This window comes from Erythrobacter sp. W36 (assembly GCF_057364935.1).
This window is the reverse complement of record NZ_CP200281.1, coordinates 1719163-1738847: the sequence shown is the minus strand read 5'-3', so window position 1 is coordinate 1738847 and position 19685 is coordinate 1719163. Positions and strand designations below refer to the sequence as shown.

General features: G+C 61.0%; 15 protein-coding genes and 2 pseudogenes. 4 read left to right on the top strand and 13 right to left on the bottom strand.

Going from position 1 to position 19685, the window contains the following annotated elements:
• Positions 1–23 precede the first annotated feature (23 nt).
• The 9 genes and pseudogenes from AC0V6U_RS08535 to tsaD all read right to left on the bottom strand — a co-directional run bounded on the left by AC0V6U_RS08535 (position 24) and on the right by tsaD (position 10127).
• Positions 24–1035: pseudogene (locus AC0V6U_RS08535) on the bottom strand (fumarylacetoacetate hydrolase family protein).
• Positions 1032–1676 carry a maleylacetoacetate isomerase gene (gene maiA, locus AC0V6U_RS08530; protein WP_472645739.1) on the bottom strand — a complete coding sequence of 215 codons (645 nt, stop codon included), beginning with the start codon at positions 1674–1676 and terminating at the stop codon, positions 1032–1034. The pseudogene AC0V6U_RS08535 and the gene maiA overlap by 4 nt, the downstream one beginning before the upstream one ends.
• A 118-nt stretch (positions 1677–1794) precedes the next feature.
• Positions 1795–2973 (bottom strand): acyl-CoA dehydrogenase, encoded by a 1179-nt coding sequence (locus AC0V6U_RS08525; RefSeq protein ID WP_472645738.1) that lies wholly within the window; start codon positions 2971–2973, stop codon positions 1795–1797.
• A gap of 277 nt (positions 2974–3250) precedes the next feature.
• Positions 3251–5190, bottom strand: a pseudogene (gene acs / locus AC0V6U_RS08520) (acetate--CoA ligase).
• Positions 5191–5281: 91 nt separating this feature from the next.
• On the bottom strand, positions 5282–5641 hold the full coding sequence (locus tag AC0V6U_RS08515; RefSeq protein ID WP_472642746.1) for a response regulator: 360 nt from the start codon (positions 5639–5641) through the stop codon (positions 5282–5284).
• Between the two features lie 61 nt (positions 5642–5702).
• Positions 5703–6380 carry a hypothetical protein gene (locus AC0V6U_RS08510; protein WP_472642745.1) on the bottom strand — a complete coding sequence of 226 codons (678 nt, stop codon included), beginning with the start codon at positions 6378–6380 and terminating at the stop codon, positions 5703–5705.
• Positions 6381–6478: 98 nt separating this feature from the next.
• Complete coding sequence (locus tag AC0V6U_RS08505) at positions 6479–7975, bottom strand: lipopolysaccharide biosynthesis protein (protein ID WP_472645737.1); 1497 nt, start codon at positions 7973–7975, stop codon at positions 6479–6481.
• A gap of 71 nt (positions 7976–8046) precedes the next feature.
• Positions 8047–9063, bottom strand: coding sequence for an NAD(P)H-dependent glycerol-3-phosphate dehydrogenase (locus AC0V6U_RS08500; RefSeq protein ID WP_472642744.1), 1017 nt, complete (start codon positions 9061–9063; stop codon positions 8047–8049).
• A complete protein-coding gene (gene tsaD, locus AC0V6U_RS08495) occupies positions 9063–10127 on the bottom strand; it encodes a tRNA (adenosine(37)-N6)-threonylcarbamoyltransferase complex transferase subunit TsaD (RefSeq protein WP_472642743.1) in 1065 nt (354 codons plus the stop codon). Before tsaD ends, AC0V6U_RS08500 begins: the two co-directional genes overlap by 1 nt.
• Positions 10128–10225: 98 nt before the next feature.
• Between tsaD and hemC the strand changes: the two genes are divergently transcribed.
• The 3 genes from hemC (at position 10226) to AC0V6U_RS08480 (ending at position 12832) form a co-directional block, all read left to right on the top strand.
• Positions 10226–11137 (top strand): hydroxymethylbilane synthase, encoded by a 912-nt coding sequence (gene hemC / locus AC0V6U_RS08490; protein ID WP_486169538.1) that lies wholly within the window; start codon positions 10226–10228, stop codon positions 11135–11137.
• Positions 11138–11155: 18 nt separating this feature from the next.
• Positions 11156–11839 carry a uroporphyrinogen-III synthase gene (locus tag AC0V6U_RS08485; RefSeq protein ID WP_472642742.1) on the top strand — a complete coding sequence of 228 codons (684 nt, stop codon included), beginning with the start codon at positions 11156–11158 and terminating at the stop codon, positions 11837–11839.
• A 69-nt stretch (positions 11840–11908) separates the two neighbouring features.
• Entirely contained in the window at positions 11909–12832 is a 924-nt protein-coding gene (locus AC0V6U_RS08480; RefSeq protein WP_472642741.1) for a hypothetical protein, read from the top strand.
• On the opposite strand, the gene AC0V6U_RS08475 is transcribed toward AC0V6U_RS08480, so the two are convergent.
• Complete coding sequence (locus AC0V6U_RS08475; protein WP_472642740.1) at positions 12829–14046, bottom strand: FAD-dependent monooxygenase; 1218 nt, start codon at positions 14044–14046, stop codon at positions 12829–12831. The two genes, AC0V6U_RS08480 and AC0V6U_RS08475, sit on opposite strands and share 4 nt — an antisense overlap.
• A gap of 85 nt (positions 14047–14131) precedes the next feature.
• Here AC0V6U_RS08475 and AC0V6U_RS08470 point away from each other — a divergent pair, with 85 nt between their 5' ends.
• Positions 14132–16222 (top strand): protein-disulfide reductase DsbD family protein, encoded by a 2091-nt coding sequence (locus AC0V6U_RS08470; RefSeq protein ID WP_472645734.1) that lies wholly within the window; start codon positions 14132–14134, stop codon positions 16220–16222.
• Here AC0V6U_RS08470 and AC0V6U_RS08465 read toward each other — a convergent pair.
• The 3 genes from AC0V6U_RS08465 to uvrB all read right to left on the bottom strand — a co-directional run bounded on the left by AC0V6U_RS08465 (position 16194) and on the right by uvrB (position 19572).
• On the bottom strand, positions 16194–16811 hold the full coding sequence (locus tag AC0V6U_RS08465; RefSeq protein ID WP_472642739.1) for a hypothetical protein: 618 nt from the start codon (positions 16809–16811) through the stop codon (positions 16194–16196). The two genes, AC0V6U_RS08470 and AC0V6U_RS08465, sit on opposite strands and share 29 nt — an antisense overlap.
• 7 nt (positions 16812–16818) lie before the next feature.
• Positions 16819–17151 (bottom strand): hypothetical protein, encoded by a 333-nt coding sequence (locus AC0V6U_RS08460; RefSeq protein WP_472642738.1) that lies wholly within the window; start codon positions 17149–17151, stop codon positions 16819–16821.
• Positions 17152–17373: 222 nt separating this feature from the next.
• A complete protein-coding gene (uvrB, locus tag AC0V6U_RS08455; RefSeq protein ID WP_472642737.1) occupies positions 17374–19572 on the bottom strand; it encodes an excinuclease ABC subunit UvrB in 2199 nt (732 codons plus the stop codon).
• Positions 19573–19685 lie beyond the last annotated feature (113 nt).

The window sequence follows — 19685 nt, the reverse complement described above, 5'->3', positions numbered from 1 at the left end:
CGCTCTGAAGTAGGAAAGCGGCTTTAGACCGCCACGACGTTCTGCTCGATCGCGCCAAAGATCGAGTGGTTGTCTTTATCGCGCATTTCGATCTTCACGCTGTCGCCGCTTCGCATGAAGCGCGTTGTCGCCTCTCCATTTGCAATCGTTTCGATCATGCGGATTTCTGCGATGCAGCTGTAGCCAAGACCGCCTTCGGCAACCGGCTTGCCCGGGCCGCCATCTGCGCCCTTGTTGCTGACCGTGCCAGAGCCAACGATGGAGCTAGGCGCATAGGCTGCGGGTCTTGGCCGCATGGGCGACGAGCTGGGCTAGGTTGAAGGTTGCGTCCTTGGCTGCTTCCGCACGGCCAAACGCCTCGCCATTGTAATCGACCATCAAGGGCAGGTGAATGAGGCTGTCCGCCCATGCATCGCCCAGCTCGTCCGGTGTGACTGCAACCGGTGAGAACGCACTGGAAGGCTTGGATTGGAAGAAGCCAAAGCCCTTGGCAAGCTCGCCTGGGATCAGCCCGCGAAGGCTCACATCGTTCACCAGCATAATCAGCTTGATGTGACCGGCGGCATCTTCGGCTGACACGCCCATCGGTACATCATCGGTCACCACGGCGACCTCGCCCTCCATGTCGCAGCCCCAGGCTGGATCGCCCAGCGGGATGTTAGCGCGCGGCGGCAGGAAGCTGTCAGAGCCGCCCTGGTACATCAGCGGATCGGAGTAGAAGCTCTCTGGCACCTCGGCGCCGCGCGCTTTGCGCACGAGCTCAACGTGGTTGATGTAGGCGCTGCCATCGGCCCATTGGTAAGCGCGCGGCAGAGGCGAATGCGCCTCACGCTCGTGAAAGCGCTCGCACGGCACGGCCTGATGCTCAACATCGGTGGCGAGCACTTCCAATTGCGGGGCAATCCGTTCCCAATCGTCCAGCGCAGCCTGCATGGTCGGCGCGATGTATCCCGCCGCACAGCAGCGCGTCAGATCCTTCGACACAACGACCAATTTGCCATCGCGGGTGCCATCATTGAGCGTTGCTAGTTTCATGCGGAGTTCTCCGGGTTGTCGGGTTGATTGTCTGGGTGGGCACGCTGAAACGCGGGCAGGGCAAGGCACGCCGCCTCGATCTGAGCGATGTGCCCATGTGCATCGATATCGTATTTGAAGCGCCGAGCGTTGTAGACTTGCGGCAGCAGCACGGTCTCGAACAGGCCCGGCGCATCGAGCAGGAAGTCGCCCGTATCAAGCTGAGCCAGCCGCGCTTCGACTGGCGCCAACGTGCGCGCCAGCCAATGGCGATACCAGGTATCGATCGCGTCTTGCGATTGGCCATACTCGTTCTTGAGGTACTTCAAGATCGGCAGGTTGAGCGGCGCGTGCAGCTCTGTCGCTATGGCATAGGTCAGCTCGCGCACGGTGTAGCGCGCCTCAATATCGCGCGGCATCAGCGGCTTGAAAGGATAGGCCTCGTCCAGCCATTCGAGCAGCGCCATGCTCTGCGCGCGGTCGCGGCCATCAGCTTCCAGCATGGGCACAGAGGCGAACGGATTGCGGCTGGTGAATGCCTCGCCCTTTTGCTCAGAGGTGAGCAGGTTCACAGGCACATTCTCATAGCCGAGACCCTTCAGCTCCAGCGCGATGCGCAGGCGGTAGCTGGTTGAGCTGCGGAAGTAGCCGTAGAGCTTCATTGCGTCCTCGTCATTGCGAGCGGCGAAGCCGCGCGGCAATCCATTGACTGCAATTTTGGCGCAACTCGGACCATGGATCGCCGCGCTCCCTGCGGTCGCTCGCGATGACGCATCCTATTCATCCGAACGCCGCGATGCCGGTGACCGCGCGACCCAGGATGAGCGCATGGACATCATGCGTGCCCTCATAAGTGTTGACCGTCTCGAGGTTCACTGCGTGGCGGATCACCTGGTATTCTTCCGAAATGCCATTGCCGCCATGCATGTCGCGCGATTGGCGGGCGATGTCCAAAGCCTTGCCGACATTGTTGCGCTTGATGATGCTGATCATGTCGGGTGCAAAGCGCCCTTCGTCCATCAGGCGACCAACCCGCAGGCTCGATTGCAGGCCCATAGCGATGTCGGTCATCATGTCTGCCAGCTTCTTCTGAAACAGCTGGGTCGCGGCGAGCGGCTTGCCAAACTGCTTGCGATCAAGGCCGTATTGGCGCGCGGCATGCATGCAGAATTCCGCTGCGCCCATCGCGCCCCAGCTGATGCCGTAACGCGCGCGGTTGAGACAGCCGAACGGGCCCTTCAGGCCTTGCACATCGGGCAGAAGAGCGTCGGCGGGCAGCTTCACATCGTCCATCACGATCATGCCAGTGGTCGATGCGCGCAGGCTGATCTTGCCTTCGATCTTGGGCGCGGACAGCCCCTTCATCCCCTTCTCAAGCACGAAGCCGCGAATGCCGCCGCCATGCTCTTCGCTCTTCGCCCAAACAACGAACACGTCGGCAAAGGGCGAGTTTGATATCCAGGTTTTTGAGCCATTGATGACGTAACCATCGCCGTCCTTCTTCGCGACGGTCTTCATACCAGCAGGGTCGCTGCCTGCGTCTGGCTCTGTCAGGCCGAAGCAGCCGATGAGCTCGCCAGAGGAGAGGCCGGGCAGGTACTTGCGCCGCTGCTCCTCTGATCCATAGGCGTAGATCGGGTGCATCACGAGGCTCGACTGGACGCTCGCCATAGAGCGATAGCCGCTGTCCACGCGCTCAATCTCGCGCGCGATCAGGCCGTATGCGACATAGCTTGCGCCAACGCCGCCATATTCCTCTGGAATGGTCGCGCCGAGCAGCCCGGCCTGACCCATCAGCGGGAACAGTTCCGGCGCGGCGGTCTCATTGCGATAGGCCTCGATCACGCGCGGCTGCAGCTCGCTCTGCGCGAACGCATGGGCGCTGTCGCGGATCATCCGCTCGTCCTCGGTCAGCTGCGTTTCGAGATCGAAGGGGTCTTCCCAATTGAAGGGCGCCATTTCGGCCATTAGTTACTCCTGAAACCAGTTTCGAGTTCTCTTGCAGGCTTCATGTCGCCTTGCAAGCTTTGCGTTGCGCGCCCGCTGAGGTGGAACACATACGCTCTTTTCGAAAGTGTGACTTTTGAAAATTGCATCTGTTTATCAGATATTTGCAAGGGCTAATGTCCAACAAAGTGTGACTTTTGGCGATTTTGGTGTTCCAGCCCGGTGTTGAAGGGTGTGCCAACCTTAGATGCAATGCCGTTTGTAGGACAGCATGCGGCTGCATTTCTGCTCATACCGTCGGCCTGTTCGCGACCAGATCATCGACCACGCTTGGGTCGGCCAATGTCGAGGTATCGCCCAAGCTGCCCATATCATTCTCAGCGATCTTGCGCAGGATCCGCCGCATGATCTTGCCGCTGCGGGTCTTGGGCAGGCCGGGGGCAAATTGTAGTACATCAGGTGTCGCAATCGGGCCGATTTCCTTGCGCACCCATTGCACCAGCTCGCGCCGCAAATCCTCGCTGTCGTCGGTGCCCGCATTGGTGGTGACATAGGCGTAAATGCCTTGTCCCTTCACATCATGCGGCATGCCAACCACGGCGGCCTCAGCGACCAATGGGTGCTCGACCAGCGCGCTTTCCACCTCGGCGGTGCCCATGCGGTGGCCAGAGACATTGATCACATCATCGATCCGGCCCGTGATCCAGTAATAGCCATCTTCGTCGCGGCGGCAGCCATCGCCGCTGAAGTAATAGCCCGGATATTGGCTGAAATAGGTGTCAAAGAAGCGCTTGTGATCGCCGTAAACGGTGCGCATTTGCCCCGGCCAGCTGTCGGTAATCACCAGCGCGCCAGAGGCCGCGCCGTCCAGCAGAGTGCCTTTTTCCGCATCGACCAAAGCGGGCTGAACCCCGAACATTGGCGTGCTGGCGCTGCCGGGTTTCAGCGCGGTTGCGCCGGGCAGGGGGTGATCATCGCGCCCGCCGTCTCGGTCTGCCACCAGGTGTCGACTATCGGGCAGCGGCGCTCGCCTACGACGCGGTGATACCAGTCCCACGCCTCTGGATTGATCGGCTCACCAACTGAGGCGAGTAGCCGCAAAGAGGAGCGATCCGTCTTTGTCACATACTCATCGCCTTCGCGCATCAGCGCGCGCAGGGCGGTGGGCGCGGCGTAGAAAATCTCGACCTTGTGCTTGTCGATGACGTTCCAGAAGCGCGAGTGGTCGGGATAGTTCGGCACGCCTTCGAACATCACCTGCGTCGCGCCGTTCAGCAGCGGACCGTAGACGACATAGGAATGCCCGGTGACCCAGCCGACATCGGCGGCGCACCAATAGATTTGGCCCGGAGTGTAATCGAACACATATTCATGCGTCATGCTGGTCCACACGGCATAGCCGCCGGTTGTGTGCAGCACGCCCTTGGGCTTCCCAGTGGAGCCGGAGGTGTAGAGGATGAACAGCGGATCTTCTGCGTCCATCACCTCTGGCTCGCACTCATCGCTCGCTGCGGAAATGGCGTCATGCCACCAGATGTCGCGCCCTTCGGTGAAACCAACATCACCGCCGGTGTGCTTCAGCATAATGACGCGGCTGACATCGACCTTTTCCAAGGCCGCATCGACATTGGCTTTGAGCGGGACTTTCTTGCCGCCGCGCAGGCCTTCATCAGCGGTCAGGACAATGTCGGATTGGCAATCGGATATGCGGCCCGCCAGCGCATCTGGAGAGAACCCTGCAAACACGACCGAGTGCACCGCGCCGATCCGCGCACAGGCGAGCATCGCAATCGCTGCCTCTGGCACCATGGGCAGATAGATCGTGACCCGATCGCCTTTTTCGACGCCGTTTGATTTCAGCACATTGGCAAAACGACAAACCTCGCGGTGAAGTTCGCGGTAGGTGAGGGTGCGCCCCGGCGTGCTGGGATCATCCGGTTCCCATATGATCGCGGCGGTGTCGCCGCGCTCCGGCAAATGCCGGTCGAGCGCATTAGCGCAGATGTTGAGCTTCCCGCCCAGGAACCAGCCGATGCGAAAATCGGCCTCGTTATAGCTTACGTCTTTGACGGTTTCGAATGGCTGGATCCAGTCGATCCGCTGCGCTTCCTCGCGCCAGAACCCGTCAGGATCGCTGATCGAGCGGGCATAATGAGATTGGTATTTGGCTGCGTTGAACTTTGCGTTTGTCGCCCATTCGTCTGGCACAGGAAACAGGTCTTGGCTCACGTATCGCTCTCCGTCTTTTATGACGGGTAGGGATAAGCGAAGCGGAGGCGTGTGGGAAGCGCCGCGTGAGCGGATACGCGATTTGGCGCGATTATTGGTCTTCGAGAATCTTCACAACCGTGCGCAGCATTTCATTGGGCGGGCAGGGTTTCAGCAACGTCGTCGCCTCGGGAAAGCGCTCTTTCACTTCATCACGAGTAAACTGGCCAGAGTGGAAGATGATCGGCACGTCTTCATCGCGCAATTTCTGCGCGAGCGGATAGACGATGCCGTCATCCAATTGCACATCCAGGATTGCCAAGTCAGGCTTGTTCTTCTGAAAAGAGAGCATGGCTGAGGAGATATCGGTGTGCGGACCGGCCACTTCGAACCCGGCTTCTTGCACCGTTTCGCAGAGGTCAAAACCAACGATTCGCTCGTCTTCCGCGACCAAAATCCGTGCCTGAGTCATTGCCCTCTCCTATTTACATATTGCTATGTAACACAGTTTGGACAAATGTTTCTCATTTATTTCAACCGTTTTGGCCGAACTTGTCGGAAAAGCCCGCTTGATCGCCAGCGGCAAGCAGTTTTGCCTGCTCCACCCAGCTGTCCCGGCGGATGCGTCCTTTGAAGCGATCGAGCTGCGCATCGACCCGGTCGATATCGGCCTCATCCCAGCTGGCGATCTCGGCGAAAGTCGTCACGCCAAGCGTATTCAGCAACGCGGCGAGCTTCGGTCCAAGGCCCTTGATCTGGGTCAAATCATCCGCTGCACTAGAGGATGGCGCGGGAGCGGGTGCAGGCGATGGGGCGGGCGCAGGAGCAGGCTCAGGTTCCACGCCAGGAATATCGGCCTCCCCGGCGGGCTCGCTTGGTGCTTCGCCCAGAACTGGCGGAGCGGGATCTTCTTGGATCAGCGGTGCGACTGGCTCCGGCGCAGGCGTTGGTTCAGGGATGGGCGCTGGCTCGGGCTCCGGCTTCACTTCGGGCACCGGTACGCCTGTATCTTTGACCGCAGCCTTCGGCGCATCGATGAGCGCTTGATTGCGGGCCGTCGGCGCAGCGCCTTCATCCAGAACATCTTTCGTGTCTTTGCCGACAACCGATGCCTTGCGGTTCGCCGACAGCCAGAAAAACGCCAGCAGCAGCACGACAATCGCGACAATCAGAATGACGGGCCAATTGGCCTCAAAGAACTCAGGTGTCATCTCTCAATCCTATGAATTACCAGTTTGCCCGTGCGCCATAGCAGCGACGCTTCGCGCATTCCAAGCGGTCATCACAAGTTTTGAAAGATTGGTGCGCTTCAGCCGCCCACATTCTTGCGGAACAGCAGGCGGTCTTCCTCGCCAAATCCGCGGCGCCAGATGACCCACCCGAACGTCAGCAGGATCGCTGGGATACCGAACAACAGTTCGGCCCATTCCGGCAGCCATGTGGCCGCAGTGCCCACGACGACGGCGGGCGCGGCGGCCCAGACCAAGGCCCAGCGCCAATTGCTGACCGGGGCTTTCAATAGCTTCTTCAGCAGCAGCGCCTTAACCAGGCTCGCGCAGCCCAATGCGATCAGCAGCGCGAGCGCTGCACCGGCGGCTTTGAACGGCTCGGAAAATCCAAGGTGCTCGACCCCTTTGATAATCCCAATGGTGAGCGCGGCCTGCAGCGCGATTGTGCCGACCGAAATCAGCAGGTTCCGCTTGCGCGCAATATACACCAGAACGCTTTCCGATACGACCGCCATAGCCGCGGCAACCTCTGCGGCGAGCAGGAAGGCCAATGCGCCAGTGCCGCCAACATATTGCGGTCCGATGAGGCCCATTACGCCTTCGCCCGGTACGCCAAGCGCAAGGGCAATCGCGGCCTGAGCGGCGATGATCCAGAAACCAACTTGGCGCACTTGCGCAGCGATTGCGGCGTAGTTTTTGCTCTTCAGGTTCTTGGTAATGACCGGGCCCAGCACTGGCTCAAAGCTGGTCTTGAGTTTCTGCGGCAGGCTCGCGATCTGCTGAGCCATGTAATAGACCGCGACGGCGGCGGGCGAGGCGAAGAAGCCGAGGATGAAGATATCGACCCGGCGTGTGCCCCATTCGACAGCGTCTGCGCCCATCAGCGGCAGAGCGCGGGCGGTGACTTTCCACATGTAGCGCGGGCGCGGACGCCAACCGCTAGGCAATCCATAGCTGCGCAGGAAAGACCAGGCAGCGGTCAGCAGCGCGGCGTAAATCGAGCAGATAAACGCAAGCGCGAGGCCAGCCTCGCGGAATTCGAATATGCCATTGTAGAGCGGCAGGTAGAAGAACACGCCCGCCATGATCGATATCGTCCATGGTTCCACCACAGCGCGCGCGCGCACCGTGGTGGCGATGTCATATTTATAGGCTTGCGCGGCCAGCAGAATTTCCGTGAGCGCAAAGGCTGGGATCGCCGCGATCAGCCAGATGTCATATTCGCTGTTCATCCCGTTCGGGAACATCACGACCGGGAACATCCATAGGAACAGGCCGGCAAATGCAGAAAGGATCAGCGCAATCAGCATCCCGTCGAACACCAGGTTGACCTTGGCTCGCTCGGCCTCGGGGCCGTCGCCATCTGAGCCTTCGGTCAGACGCTGAGCCAGCCCGCGTTTTTCGCCGAGAGAACAAACCAGCCCGAGAATTTCGATCAGGACAAGCGCAGAAGCGAAGCGTCCGACCGCGTCAATTCCGTACAGCCGCCCAGCGATAAACAGGAAGGGCAGGCGGGCAACCAGCCGCAGGATGAAGCCAAAGAAATTGGTCCGACCGCCTTTGGCCAGCGCCTGCATATCGGCGTTGTCATCGCCGGGTGTGCTGGCTGCTCCGCTGGCTGGCGGCGAAGATGAGGCTGGGGGTAGGCTCAAGCCTGATGGTTCCTGTTCTCGCGTTCTTGCTCCGCCTTTAGCGGACGAGCGAGCAGGCTGGCGACTGCGGTGCGCGGGCTTTCCCCGGCGAGGATTGCGTTGACGGCGATCACGATGGGCATGGTGATGCCGCGTTCCTCGGCAAGACGCTTGAGAACCGGCGCGGTGTGCGCCCCTTCTGCAACGGTGCGGCGATCCGCCATCAGATCCGCGGCGGCCCCGCCTTCGCCAAGGGCCTTGCCGAGCGAGAAATTGCGGCTGGAGGTGGAGGAGCAAGTGAGCACCAGATCGCCCAGTCCGCACAGCCCGGCGAGCGTTTCAGCCTCTGCGCCCAGCGCCTCGCCAAACCGCAGCATTTCGGCATAGCCGCGCGCGATCAGGGCAGCGCGGGCATTCTGGCCCAGCGCCAGGCCGTCGACCACGCCGCAGGCAATCGCGAGCACGTTCTTGATTGCGCCGCCGATCTCTGCGCCGGTCACATCATGGGTGAAATAGGGGCGGAAGGATGGACGAGCGATTTCGGGTGAGAGGCGCTCCCACTGCGCATTGCCGCCGCCGCACGCGAGTGTGACCGCCGTGGGCAATCCGTCTGCGACCTCATGTGCGAAGGTGGGGCCGGATAGGACGGCGATGTCGCTGTCTGGACAGGCGGCTTTGGCAACCTCATTCATCAGCTGGCCTGTGCCCGCATCAATGCCTTTGGAGCACAGCACCAAGTCGCGCGGCGCCTTTGGCAATTGCGACAGAACCGCGCCGAGGTTTTGCGCCGGGGTCACCGCCAGGACTGTGTCCAGCTGAGCCAATTCGCCAAGATCATTGGTCGCGCGAATGCTGGGTGAAAGCGTTGCTGATGGCAGGTATAGCGCGTTGCGATGCTCTGAATTGATCGCATCGACCAAGTCCGCCTCATAGGCCCACAGCAGCACATCGCGCCCGTCGGTGCTGAGCATTTGCGCCAGAGCCGTGCCCCATGCGCCTGCGCCAATCACGCCAATCGTGGAAAGAGCCGTCATTATGCTTTCACTCCTGCGCCGCGCGCCTTTTCCGCCTCTGGATCAAGCGGCCAGCGCGGACGCGCCTTGAAATCGAGCGGATCAGATTGCTCCAGCGGCATGCGTTCGCACCCGGCCCAAGCGATCATCGCGGCGTTATCTGTACACAGCGCCAAGGGCGGCGCGGCAAAGCGCATGTGATGTTTATTGGCGAAGGCTTCAAGCGCAGACCGGATCGCAGTGTTGGCCGCAACGCCGCCGGCAACCACCAGGGCGGGGGGCGTTTCCAGGTCTTTGAGGGCGTGGTCTAGTCGGTCGATCAGGCAGTCGATTGCTGCCTGCTGGAAGCTCGCGGCAATGTCTTCGACCCGGTGCTCCGCGCTGTCATAGGCGCGCAAAACCGCGCTTTTGAGGCCAGCGAAGGAGAAATGCGGTTCCTTTGATCCCTTGAGCGGGCGGGGCAGAGTAACGGCGGAGGCATCGCCGCGTAGCGCGAGCTTTTCCACCTTCGGCCCACCGGGATAACCGAGGCCCAATATCTTGGCAGTCTTATCGAACGCCTCACCCAAGGCATCATCAATCGTGGTTGCAAGGCGGCGATATTCGCCAACGCCTTTCACCAGCAGGATTTGGCAATGCCCGCCCGATACGAGCAGCAGCAGATAAGGAAAGCTGAGTTCTGCATCGGCCAGGCGCGGGGAGAGTGCATGCCCCTCCAGATGATTGACCGCGATCAGCGGTTTGCCAGAGGCCATCGCCAGCGCCTTTGCACTGACCAGGCCGACCATCACTCCGCCGATCAGTCCGGGGCCAGCGGTGGCGGCAATCGCATCGACATCCTCCAGCGTCATATCCGCGTCCGCCATCACGGCCTCCAGCATTGGGGCAAGGCGCTCTGCATGCGCGCGGGCGGCAATCTCTGGCACGACCCCGCCATAGGGCGCGTGCTCCGCCTCTTGGCTGGCAATCCGCTGAGCAATGATTGTCCGGTCGCCGCGCACCACGGCAACCGCCGTCTCATCACAGCTGGATTCGATGCCTAGCACGGTCGGGTCGTCGGGTATGATTGACGGCAATTCACTCATGCGGCTTTTCCTTAGTCGCTTAGGTGGTTAGAGCAAGCATGCCTATGAGCCAGCCTAACGATCAGAGCAGCGCGGCAGATGCCGCAAACCCCATCAAGATGCGGCTTGGAACGCGCGAATCTCCGCTTGCGATGGCGCAGGCGTATGAGACGCGTCGGCGGCTGTGCGGGGCGCATGGCTGGAGCGAGGAACAGGTCGAATTGGTGCCGGTGCGTGCTAGCGGCGACAAGATCCAAGACCGCCCGCTGGCCGATATCGGCGGCAAAGCGCTGTGGACCAAAGAGCTCGATCAATGGCTAGGCGAGGGGCAGATCGATGCCGCGGTGCATTCGCTTAAAGATGTTGAGACGATCCGGCCTGATAACTTTGTAATGGCGGCGTTTTTGCCGCGTGCGGACCGCCGCGATGTGCTGATCGGGGCGAGCACTATTGCGGCGATCCCGCCGGGGTCCAAAGTGGGCACCAGCGCGCCGCGACGGGCTTCCCAATTGCTCAATCAACGCCCCGATCTTGAGGTGGTGATGTTTCGCGGGAATGTCGCGACCCGGCTGGCGAAACTGCAGGCGGGCGAGGCGGATGTGACCTTCCTCGCGGCAGCTGGATTGGAGCGTTTGGGCGAAACCGGCGTGGGCACTCCGCTGGAGACTGGCGATTGGATCCCGGCGGCCTCTCAGGGCGCGATTGGGATTGAGTGTGCGGCAGGTAATGAGGCCGCCTTGAAGGCTGTTGCTGCGATTGATCATGCGCAGACCCGCGCTGAAGTTTTGGCGGAGCGCGCGCTGCTGGAGGCTCTTGGCGGCACCTGTCACAGCCCGGTCGCGGTGCTGTGCGAGGCGGATGGAGACAGCATTTCCATGCGCGCCGCCCTGTTCAGCCCCGATGGTGCTGAACGTGTTGAGGGCGAGGCGCGCTTTGCGATTGGTGATGATGCTGCGGCAAAAGCGCTGGCGGCGGACCTGCTGTCATGCGCGGGGCCGGGCACACGTCCGCATTTTGGCGGCGCTGGCTAGGCCGGATGTGAGCCGCCCATGAGCGCCAAGACGATCATTGCGGTTCGGCCAGAGCCTGGACTGTCATCAACGCTTAGGTTGGGCGAGGAATCGGGCTTGCTCATTCAGGGCTTCGCGCTTTCTGAAGCAGAGCCAGTGACATGGGAAATGCCCGATATCGGCCAAATGCAGGCGTTGCTAGTCGGCAGCGCCAATGCCTTTCGTCATGGCGGTGGCAAGCTTAGCGAGCTCACACATTTGCCCGTTCATGCGGTGGGTCAGGCAACCGCGGAAGCTGCGCGTGATGCGGGTTTCAAGGTGGCGCTTTCTGGCGAGGGCGGTTTGCAACATGTGCTGGACACTGTTGCCGTCTCCCCGATCCATTACCTGCGCCTCGCAGGGGAGGAACGGGTCAGCCTAACGCCGCCCGAGGGCGTCACAATCACCGAAAAAGTGGTCTACCGGATGCATGAAATTGCAATGACCAATGAGCAGGCAAAGCTGTTGGCTGATCCCGCGATCGTGCTGCTTTATTCGGTGTCCTCAGCGCAGCATTTTTCCAAAGAATGCGACCGCTTAGGCCTCGACAAGTCTGGCATTTCGCTGGCTGCACTCGGCCCGCGTATTCTGGCTGCTGCTGGCTCCGGATGGGCCGATACCCGCGCTGCTCCGCGCCCCAGGGACGCCGAATTGCTGGCCATGGCGCAGGACATGTGGCAGTAGCGGCGTAAATACGTAAGCGGCTCAGCCCCCAGAACGGGCCGCGCACAACGGATCGCAGAACGGACTACAATGGAATCGAAATTCGGCAGTCGCCGCAAAAGCGGCTCAACCAAGGGAATAATGCTGGCCGCTCTGTTCTCCTTCGTCGCCGGAGGAGCCCTGATCGGCTACATCGTTTGGTACAATGCCAATAACGAAATCACAGCAGTAGAGGCGGCAGATGAGCCCGTCGCGGTTGCCAGCCCGGAAGAAACGCCGGGGCTGGAACTGCCCGCTCTACCCACGCCGACCACTGAGGAAAGCGAAGCGGCCATTGAAGAGCAGGTTGAGGCCGTTGAAGGTCTCGCTGAGCAGCAAGGCGGCCTTGATCAGCGTTTGGCAGCAGCGGAGCAGCGCCTTGCGCGGCTTGACCTGCAAGCGCAGGCGGCGGCTGGTAATGCGGCTCGGGCCGAGGGCCTGCTGATTGCCTTCGCGACGCGCCGCGCGATTGAACGCGGTGCAGAGCTGGGCTTTCTGGCCGATCAATTGCGTCTGCGCTTTGGCGATAACTGGCCCAATGCAGTGCGCACCATCATCTCATTTTCGCGCCGCCCAATCACGCTCGATCAATTGCTAGCGCGGCTTGAAGGGCTTGGCCCTGATCTGGCCGAGCCTGACGAGGTATCCTCCTGGGCTGACATTCGCCGCGAGTTCAGCGAATTGTTCGTAATCCGCCGCGAAGACACGCCGTCCCCTCAGCCAGAGCGCCGCTTGGACCGGGCCCGCCTGTTTCTGGAAAGCGGCCGGGTCGATGCAGCCATTGCCGAGGTGCAAAACCTGCCCGGCGCAGCAAGCGCAGAAAACTGGATCGCGGATGCGACCCGGTTCAGCAATGCGATGGATGCGCTCGACACGATTGAAACCGCCGCCGTGCTTGAGCCGCGCCGTCTGCGCGATGGCGCCGGCAATGCGGTGGAACAATTAAGCCCGGTTGAGGCGACCAGCGAAGATTAAGCGCGCAGCAGCTCTGGCAGTTCGCCGGAGACGCCGCGTGCCTCGTCCATAAACCAGTGTTTTAGCGCGCCGCTGCGCTGCACCCCGGCCATGCCCAATCGCCGCACGGCAGAGGCCGCTTTGCCCGGCACGCCGAACAATCGCGTCAGCCCATCGGTGGCGGTCGCGACCATAAAGGCATCAAGCCCGCGCCAGTTTTCATAGCGCATCAGGCTTTGATGATCGCCGGGATCAAGCCCGATCCGGCGCCCTTCTTCAAGCACCTCAACCAAAGTCGCGGCATCGCGCAGGCCAAGGTTGAGGCCCTGTCCGGCAATCGGGTGAATGCCATGCGCGGCATCGCCGACCAATGCCAGCCGCTCGCCGGTGATTTTAGCCGTGTGGTGAAAGCCCAATGGCCAGGATGAGCGCGCACCCGTGCTGGTGACCGCGCCAAACATTGCGCCCATGCGCTTTTCCAGCTCCGCCAGAAACGCGCGGTCGGACAATTTCAAAAAGCCTGCGGCGTCATCCTCGCTGATGGTCCACACTAGCGAGGATCGGTGGCGTCCTTGCTCGTCGTCCAGCATCGGCAGCAATGCGAATGGCCCGGCGGGATAGAATATCTCCCAAGCGACATTGTCATGCGGCTTTTCGTGCGTGAGCCCGGCGATGATCGCGCGGTGGCTGTATTCCCAATTCGCGACCACCAGCCCGGCCTCTGACCGGGTGGGGGAACTGCGCCCCTCGGCGGCCACCATCAGGCTGGCTTTCAGCTTTGTGTCATCGCTGAGCACCACGGCGACGCCAAATTCGCTGCGCTGCCGCTCGGCGATCTCTGCCTCGGACACCCAATTGATCAGCGGCTCTTTCGCCGCCGCCTCAAACATCGCTCGGCGCAGGCTGAGATTGGGCAGCATCCGCCCCAGCGACCCCTCGTGCGGCTCGGGTTGAAAGTCGATCCGCCCCGGCTTCATTTGGTCGGTGACGGCAATGCTGGCTATCGGACACGCCAAGGGCTCCAGTGTCTCCGCCAGGCCAATGTTGCGAAACAATTGCCAGCTGGCGGTCGAGATCGCGGTGGCGCGGTCGTCAAACCCTTCCTTCAGCAGGTCGTCGGGATTAGCGCGGTCGACGACATGGCTGGAGAAGCCCTTTCGCGCAGCGGTCAGCGCCAAGGTCATGCCGACCAGCCCGCCGCCAAGGATCAAAAGATCGCGCGTGTCATTCGTCATTCTGCCTGCCTCTATGAAACCTATGCCGCTTTGATTGCGAATAGTGTTCGACAGTCCTAGAGGTTCGACCGTGATAGACGCAAGAATGTTCCCGCTACCAAAGCTATGGTTTGCTGCACTGGTGCTTGCGCTGCTTGCATTTGCGGCTGCCGTCTCGCCTGCACACGCCCAAGATGGCGCGATCCCGGCAGAGGCGCGTTTTGGCGATGAGAACATCAGCGTGGAGCTGCGCGCGGACGGTCTGCCGACAGCGGGCGAGGAATGGCTGCTCGCCCTGAGGTTCACGCCGGATCCGAACAGCAATGAGGAATGGCACGGATATTGGTCCAACCCCGGTGATGCGGGGCAGGGTATGCAATTGCGGCTGAACCTGCCGGACGGCTGGGAGATGGGCGAGCCGCTCTATCCCGTGCCAGAGCGGTTTGTTCAGCAGCTGGTCGATACCGAGCTGATGAACCACATTTACAAGGGCGCTTACACGGTTCTGGTGCCGATCCGCGTGAGCGGCGCGGTCGACAACACCACCCGCGAGCCGATCACCGGCTTTGTCGAATATCTCGCCTGCACCGATAAAGTTTGCGTGCCGCAGGATGCGGTTTTGCGCGAAAGCCAAGGCGGCGATTTTGCTCGCTGGCGCGCAGAAATTGCGCCGCTGCTGGATGCCGAGGCTAGTTTTGCCGTTGAGGGCACGAACCTGCGCTTGGCGATACCGCTGCCTGCTGAGGTGAGCCTTAGCGATCCACATATTTTCATCGAGAACACGCAGCTGGTTCAATATTCGGTCGCGCAAAATTTCCGCCGCGATGGCGACATGGTGAGCGTTGAGATTACACTGTCCGACTGGGTGGAAGAGGGACAGCCTGCGGACGGCGTGAAAGGTATCTTGTCTTTCGGCAATGGCGCTGGGGTCAGGTTTGAAGCGAGTGAAGGTCAGGTCGCGCTCACGGGCGAGCGGATCGTCACGTCTTCCGCGCCGCAGACCCCGCCGCTCTGGACCCTCATCCTGGGCGCATTGGTGGGCGGGTTGATCCTCAACATCATGCCGTGCGTTTTCCCGATCCTCAGTCTTAAAGCGATCTCGCTTGCACGCGCTGGCGAGAGCGAGGCCAAGGCGCGCTCCGAGGGGCTCGCTTACACTGTTGGGGTCGTGCTGGCCTGCGTTGGGCTGGGCGCGGTGATGCTCCTGCTGCGGGCTGGCGGGGAGCAAGTGGGCTGGGCATTCCAGCTGCAAAGCCCCGGCGTTGTCATCGTGCTGCTGGTGCTCGCCAGCGTGATCACCGCGAATTTCGCAGGCGTCTTTGAGCTTCCCTCCATTTCGATCACGCGCGGCGGAGAGCCAGCCAGCGCTTTCGCCACAGGCCTTCTCGCGGCCTTCGCGGCGACCCCATGCACTGGGCCGTTTATGGCGGCGGCTTTGGGTGCGGCTCTGTTGCTGCCCGTGCCGCAGGCGCTGCTACTGTTTGCGATGCTGGGGCTGGGCTTGGCCTTGCCGTTCCTGCTGATCGGCTTTGTGCCTGCTCTTCGGCGAATGCTGCCCAAACCCGGCGCGTGGATGGAGCGTTTCCGCAGGATCATGGCGATCCCGATGGGGCTGACCGCGCTCGCGCTGATCTGGTTGACGGCGCGGCTGGGCGGGCAAGGCTTTGCGCTGTTCGCGCTGGTTGTCGTGTTCGGCCTGATTGTTGCTTTGCTGGTGGTTGGCCGCTTGCAGCGCGCGGGCAAAATGGCCTGGCCTGCCTTTGGCCTAATCGCCGCGCCGTTTGTGATCTTCGGAGCCTTCGCCTTACCCGCCAGCTTTGCCGCGCCCGTGACAAACCTCACCGAGGAATCGATCCACTCGCCTCAGGCTTACAGTGCGCAGGCACTGGCCGAAGCTCGTGCTAACGGGCAGCCGGTGTTCCTATGGTTCACCGCCGATTGGTGCGTGACTTGCAAAGTGAATGAGAGCGTCGCGATTGAGCGCGAGGCAACCCGCGAGGCGTTTGAAGCCGCTGGCGTGGTCACCATGGTCGGCGATTGGACACAGCGCGACGAGGCGATCACCATGTTCCTGTCAGAGCAAGGCGCGGCGGGCGTGCCGCTGTATCTATGGTACGAGTCGGGAGCGGAGGCGGAGCAATTGCCACAAGTGCTGACCCCAGATCTGCTTAAGGAGCGGGCTGAGCGGGCTCGCTAGTCTCTGACGCGGTTTCCTCGATAATCGCGTTATCAACCTCGCCCTCGAGCGGTTCCAACCGGCCGCCTCGGCAGCCAGTCACCAGATCAACCGGCAGCGGGCTGGGGTTGAGCGTCACCATGCCAGCACCCGGCACGGTCAGTGTCACTTCCTCTGGCCCGGTCAGCGGCTCCCAATCCTGATCAACCGCCGGGTCTTCGCCGCGCCACAAAAAGCCGGTGTTGGTCTCGATCGCATCGACCTTCATGCGGCCAATCTCATCATTGCCAACAAAGGCCAGGATCGCGCCCGCGCTCTCGTCCGCCGCGGCATAGCGGGTGACGCGCAGGTTCGGATCACCTTCAGTCTCAACGCATTCGAGCGATACCAAAGGCGCTTCGCCGGGCTTGCCATAGATGATCCGCCAAGGGGTCGCGCTCGCGGCCCAAACCGCGCCCTCGATATCTGGGGAGTCGAGCGGTTCAGAAGGGCCCCGCGGCATTTCGGCAGGCATATCGCGGGCAATATCCGCATCGGTCGGCGGCGGCTTGCACGCGGTAAGGAAAGCGCAGAATGCGGCAATGCCAGCCAAGGTACAGTATGGCTTCATCAAGCTTCTATCCGAGATAATCCGCACAAAGCTCTCCCCCAGAAAGCGAGCCGGTAACTTCGGCAAGAGAGTCTTCGTGAAACCCAGGTAAGGACGACCATGCATAGAATTTCTCGTTGGATGTCACTCTAATTGCCTCGAACTCGATCTCGTCCAGGAATTCTTTCTCCGAAAGTGAAGGTGAACCGTCTCGGTTCCGATCAAGAATCGCGTAGAACTCATCAAAGACAGCTGACTTTATTCGGTTTTCCCAATCTGGTTGGTTTTCCCATAGAACTCGCGCTTTGACCGCAAGTTTGGCAGCTTTCTCCATATCAGGCTCAGGGCTGCCCTCATACAATCCAAGTGTGATCTTTACCTTGTGCTTAGCCCCATAGACGGGTCATGTGAAATGAACCGCCTGAATAGCTGCGTATGTAACTAAAAGTACCAAGATATTCGTCGATTAACGTGATGGGATGGGTCTGATCGCGCTCGCTGATCCGATCCATTTTCCAATCGTGAATTAGGAAGTACAGGTTATCAAAATAGTGCCCGATAAAGGGGATATGGCGAAGTCTCGTCACGGCTTCCCGCCCATAAATTTCGCGCGTTTCTTGCCGTAGCGGGTCTTGCGCGTGCCGGGGCGGCCAGCGTCGGAGCGGCCAACCTTGGGGGCTTTCTTCTCGTCATCGGGTAGGCCCAGCTCGTCATTTTCGAGCCTGCGGATTTCGTCGCGCAGTCTGCCTGCTTCCTCAAATTCGAGGTTCGCGGCGGCATCGCGCATCCGTTTTTCAAGGTCTTCGATATAGGCGCGCAGGTTGTGGCCGACGAGATTGTTGACCTCTTCATCGCCGGTATCGACAGTCACGCCATCTTGAGCGGCGCTGTGCGCGACAATGTCGGCAATATCGCGCTTGATCGTTTGCGGCGTGATGCCGTGTTCTTCGTTGAAGGCGCGCTGCTTATCGCGGCGGCGCTCCGTCTCGGCCATGGCGCGTTCCATGCTGCCAGTGATCCGGTCGGCATAAAGGATAACCTTGCCATCGACATTGCGCGCGGCGCGGCCAATCGTCTGGATCAGCGAGGTCTCGCTGCGCAGGAACCCCTCTTTGTCAGCGTCCAAAATCGCAACCAGCCCGCATTCGGGAATGTCGAGCCCCTCACGCAGCAGGTTGATCCCGATCAGCACATCATAGACGCCGAGGCGCAGATCTCGGATCAGTTCAATCCGCTCCAGCGTCTCCACATCAGAGTGCATATAGCGCACGCGCACGCCCGCCTCGTGCATGAATTCGGTGAGGTCTTCTGCCATCCGTTTCGTCAGCGTGGTGACGAGCGTTCGGTAGCCTTTCTTGGCCACCGCTAGGCATTCCTGGATGCAGTCCTGAACTTGGTCCTCGACCGGGCGGATCTCGACTGGCGGATCGATCAGTCCGGTGGGGCGGATCACTTGTTCGGCGAAAACGCCGCCAGTTTGCTCCATTTCCCAGCCGCCGGGTGTCGCTGACACAGCAAAGGTTTGCGGGCGCATCGCGTCCCATTCGTTGAAGCGCAAAGGGCGGTTGTCGATGCAGCTCGGCAAGCGAAAACCGTGTTCAGCCAAAGTGATCTTGCGGCGGTGATCGCCTTTCGACATCGCGCCGATTTGCGGCACGGTCTGGTGGCTTTCATCGACAAACAACAGCGCGTTTTCCGGCAGATACTCAAACAAGGTGGGCGGCGGCTCACCCGGCAGGCGACCCGTGAGAAAGCGGGAATAGTTCTCAATCCCGGCGCAGCTGCCGGTCGCCGCAATCATCTCAAGGTCGAAATTGGTGCGCTGCTCCAGCCGCTGCGCCTCCAGCAATTGGCCTTCTTCCTGCAACTCAGCAAGCCGGTGCTCCAGCTCAAATTTGATCGCGGCAGCCGCCTGTTTCATGGTCGGGCCGGGCGTCACATAGTGCGAGTTTGCATAGACGCGAACCTTGTCGAGGTTTGCGCCTTTCTTGCCCGTCAGCGGATCAAATTCGGCGATCTCTTCGATCTCATCGCCAAAGAAGCTGATGCGCCAGGCCATGTCTTCATAATGCGAAGGATAAAGCTCCAGATTGTCGCCGCGCACGCGGAAAGTGCCGCGCTGAAAGGCGGCATCATTGCGCTTGTATTGAAGGGCGACGAGCTTGCGGATCAGTTCGCGCTGATCGACGGTCTCGTCCTTCTTGATGTCGAAAATCATCGCCGAATAGGTTTCCACCGAGCCGATACCATAGAGGCAGGAGACCGAAGCGACGATGATCACATCATCGCGTTCCAGCAAGGCGCGGGTGGCCGCATGGCGCATCCGGTCGATCGCCTCGTTCACCGAGCTCTCTTTCTCGATATAGGTGTCAGAGCGCGGGACGTAGGCTTCTGGCTGGTAATAGTCGTAATAGGATACGAAATACTCGACCGCATTCTCCGGAAAGAAGCTTTTGAACTCGCCGTAAAGCTGCGCGGCGAGGATCTTGTTGGGGGCCAGGATCAGCGCGGGGCGCTGCGTTGCCTCGATCACTTTCGCCATGGTGAAGGTCTTACCCGACCCGGTCACGCCCAGCAGGGTCTGCGTCTTTTCGCCTGCTTTCGCGCCCTCCACCAGCTCTGCGATGGCCGTGGGTTGGTCGCCCGCGGGCTCATATTCTGAGATGATTTTGAACGGCCTGCCGGGATCGCTTTTTTCAGGACGATCAGGGCGGTGCGGGGTGAAATCCCCAGAGGTGTCGGGTTCTTCTAACCCTCGGCGGATGATAAGACCTTGGCTCATGGGTTCGGGCAGTCCCTGATCGCAGTATGGGAGTTCTCGACAAGGAACGCCGCCCCGGTCGGGCTGGTTGCCCGAACAAGCGAAGTGACGCTGTTCGAGGGCTCCCATACTGC

Excerpts from the sequence above, each read along its gene's own strand:
- tsaD (WP_472642743.1), bottom strand. The coding sequence starts at position 10,127 with ATGAGTGAATTGCCGTCAATCATACCCGACGACCCGACCGTGCTAGGC.
- AC0V6U_RS08475 (WP_472642740.1), bottom strand. The coding sequence starts at position 14,046 with ATGACGAATGACACGCGCGATCTTTTGATCCTTGGCGGCGGGCTGGTC.
- AC0V6U_RS08465 (WP_472642739.1), bottom strand. The coding sequence starts at position 16,811 with ATGAAGCCATACTGTACCTTGGCTGGCATTGCCGCATTCTGCGCTTTC.
- AC0V6U_RS08525 (WP_472645738.1), bottom strand. The coding sequence starts at position 2,973 with ATGGCGCCCTTCAATTGGGAAGACCCCTTCGATCTCGAAACGCAGCTG.
- uvrB (WP_472642737.1), bottom strand. The coding sequence starts at position 19,572 with ATGAGCCAAGGTCTTATCATCCGCCGAGGGTTAGAAGAACCCGACACC.
- AC0V6U_RS08470 (WP_472645734.1), top strand. The coding sequence starts at position 14,132 with ATGTTCCCGCTACCAAAGCTATGGTTTGCTGCACTGGTGCTTGCGCTG.
- AC0V6U_RS08505 (WP_472645737.1), bottom strand. The coding sequence starts at position 7,975 with ATGCAGGCGCTGGCCAAAGGCGGTCGGACCAATTTCTTTGGCTTCATC.
- AC0V6U_RS08500 (WP_472642744.1), bottom strand. The coding sequence starts at position 9,063 with ATGACGGCTCTTTCCACGATTGGCGTGATTGGCGCAGGCGCATGGGGC.
- AC0V6U_RS08480 (WP_472642741.1), top strand. The coding sequence starts at position 11,909 with ATGGAATCGAAATTCGGCAGTCGCCGCAAAAGCGGCTCAACCAAGGGA.
- AC0V6U_RS08510 (WP_472642745.1), bottom strand. The coding sequence starts at position 6,380 with ATGACACCTGAGTTCTTTGAGGCCAATTGGCCCGTCATTCTGATTGTC.
- hemC (WP_486169538.1), top strand. The coding sequence starts at position 10,226 with ATGCGGCTTGGAACGCGCGAATCTCCGCTTGCGATGGCGCAGGCGTAT.
- maiA (WP_472645739.1), bottom strand. The coding sequence starts at position 1,676 with ATGAAGCTCTACGGCTACTTCCGCAGCTCAACCAGCTACCGCCTGCGC.
- AC0V6U_RS08515 (WP_472642746.1), bottom strand. The coding sequence starts at position 5,641 with ATGACTCAGGCACGGATTTTGGTCGCGGAAGACGAGCGAATCGTTGGT.
- AC0V6U_RS08485 (WP_472642742.1), top strand. The coding sequence starts at position 11,156 with ATGAGCGCCAAGACGATCATTGCGGTTCGGCCAGAGCCTGGACTGTCA.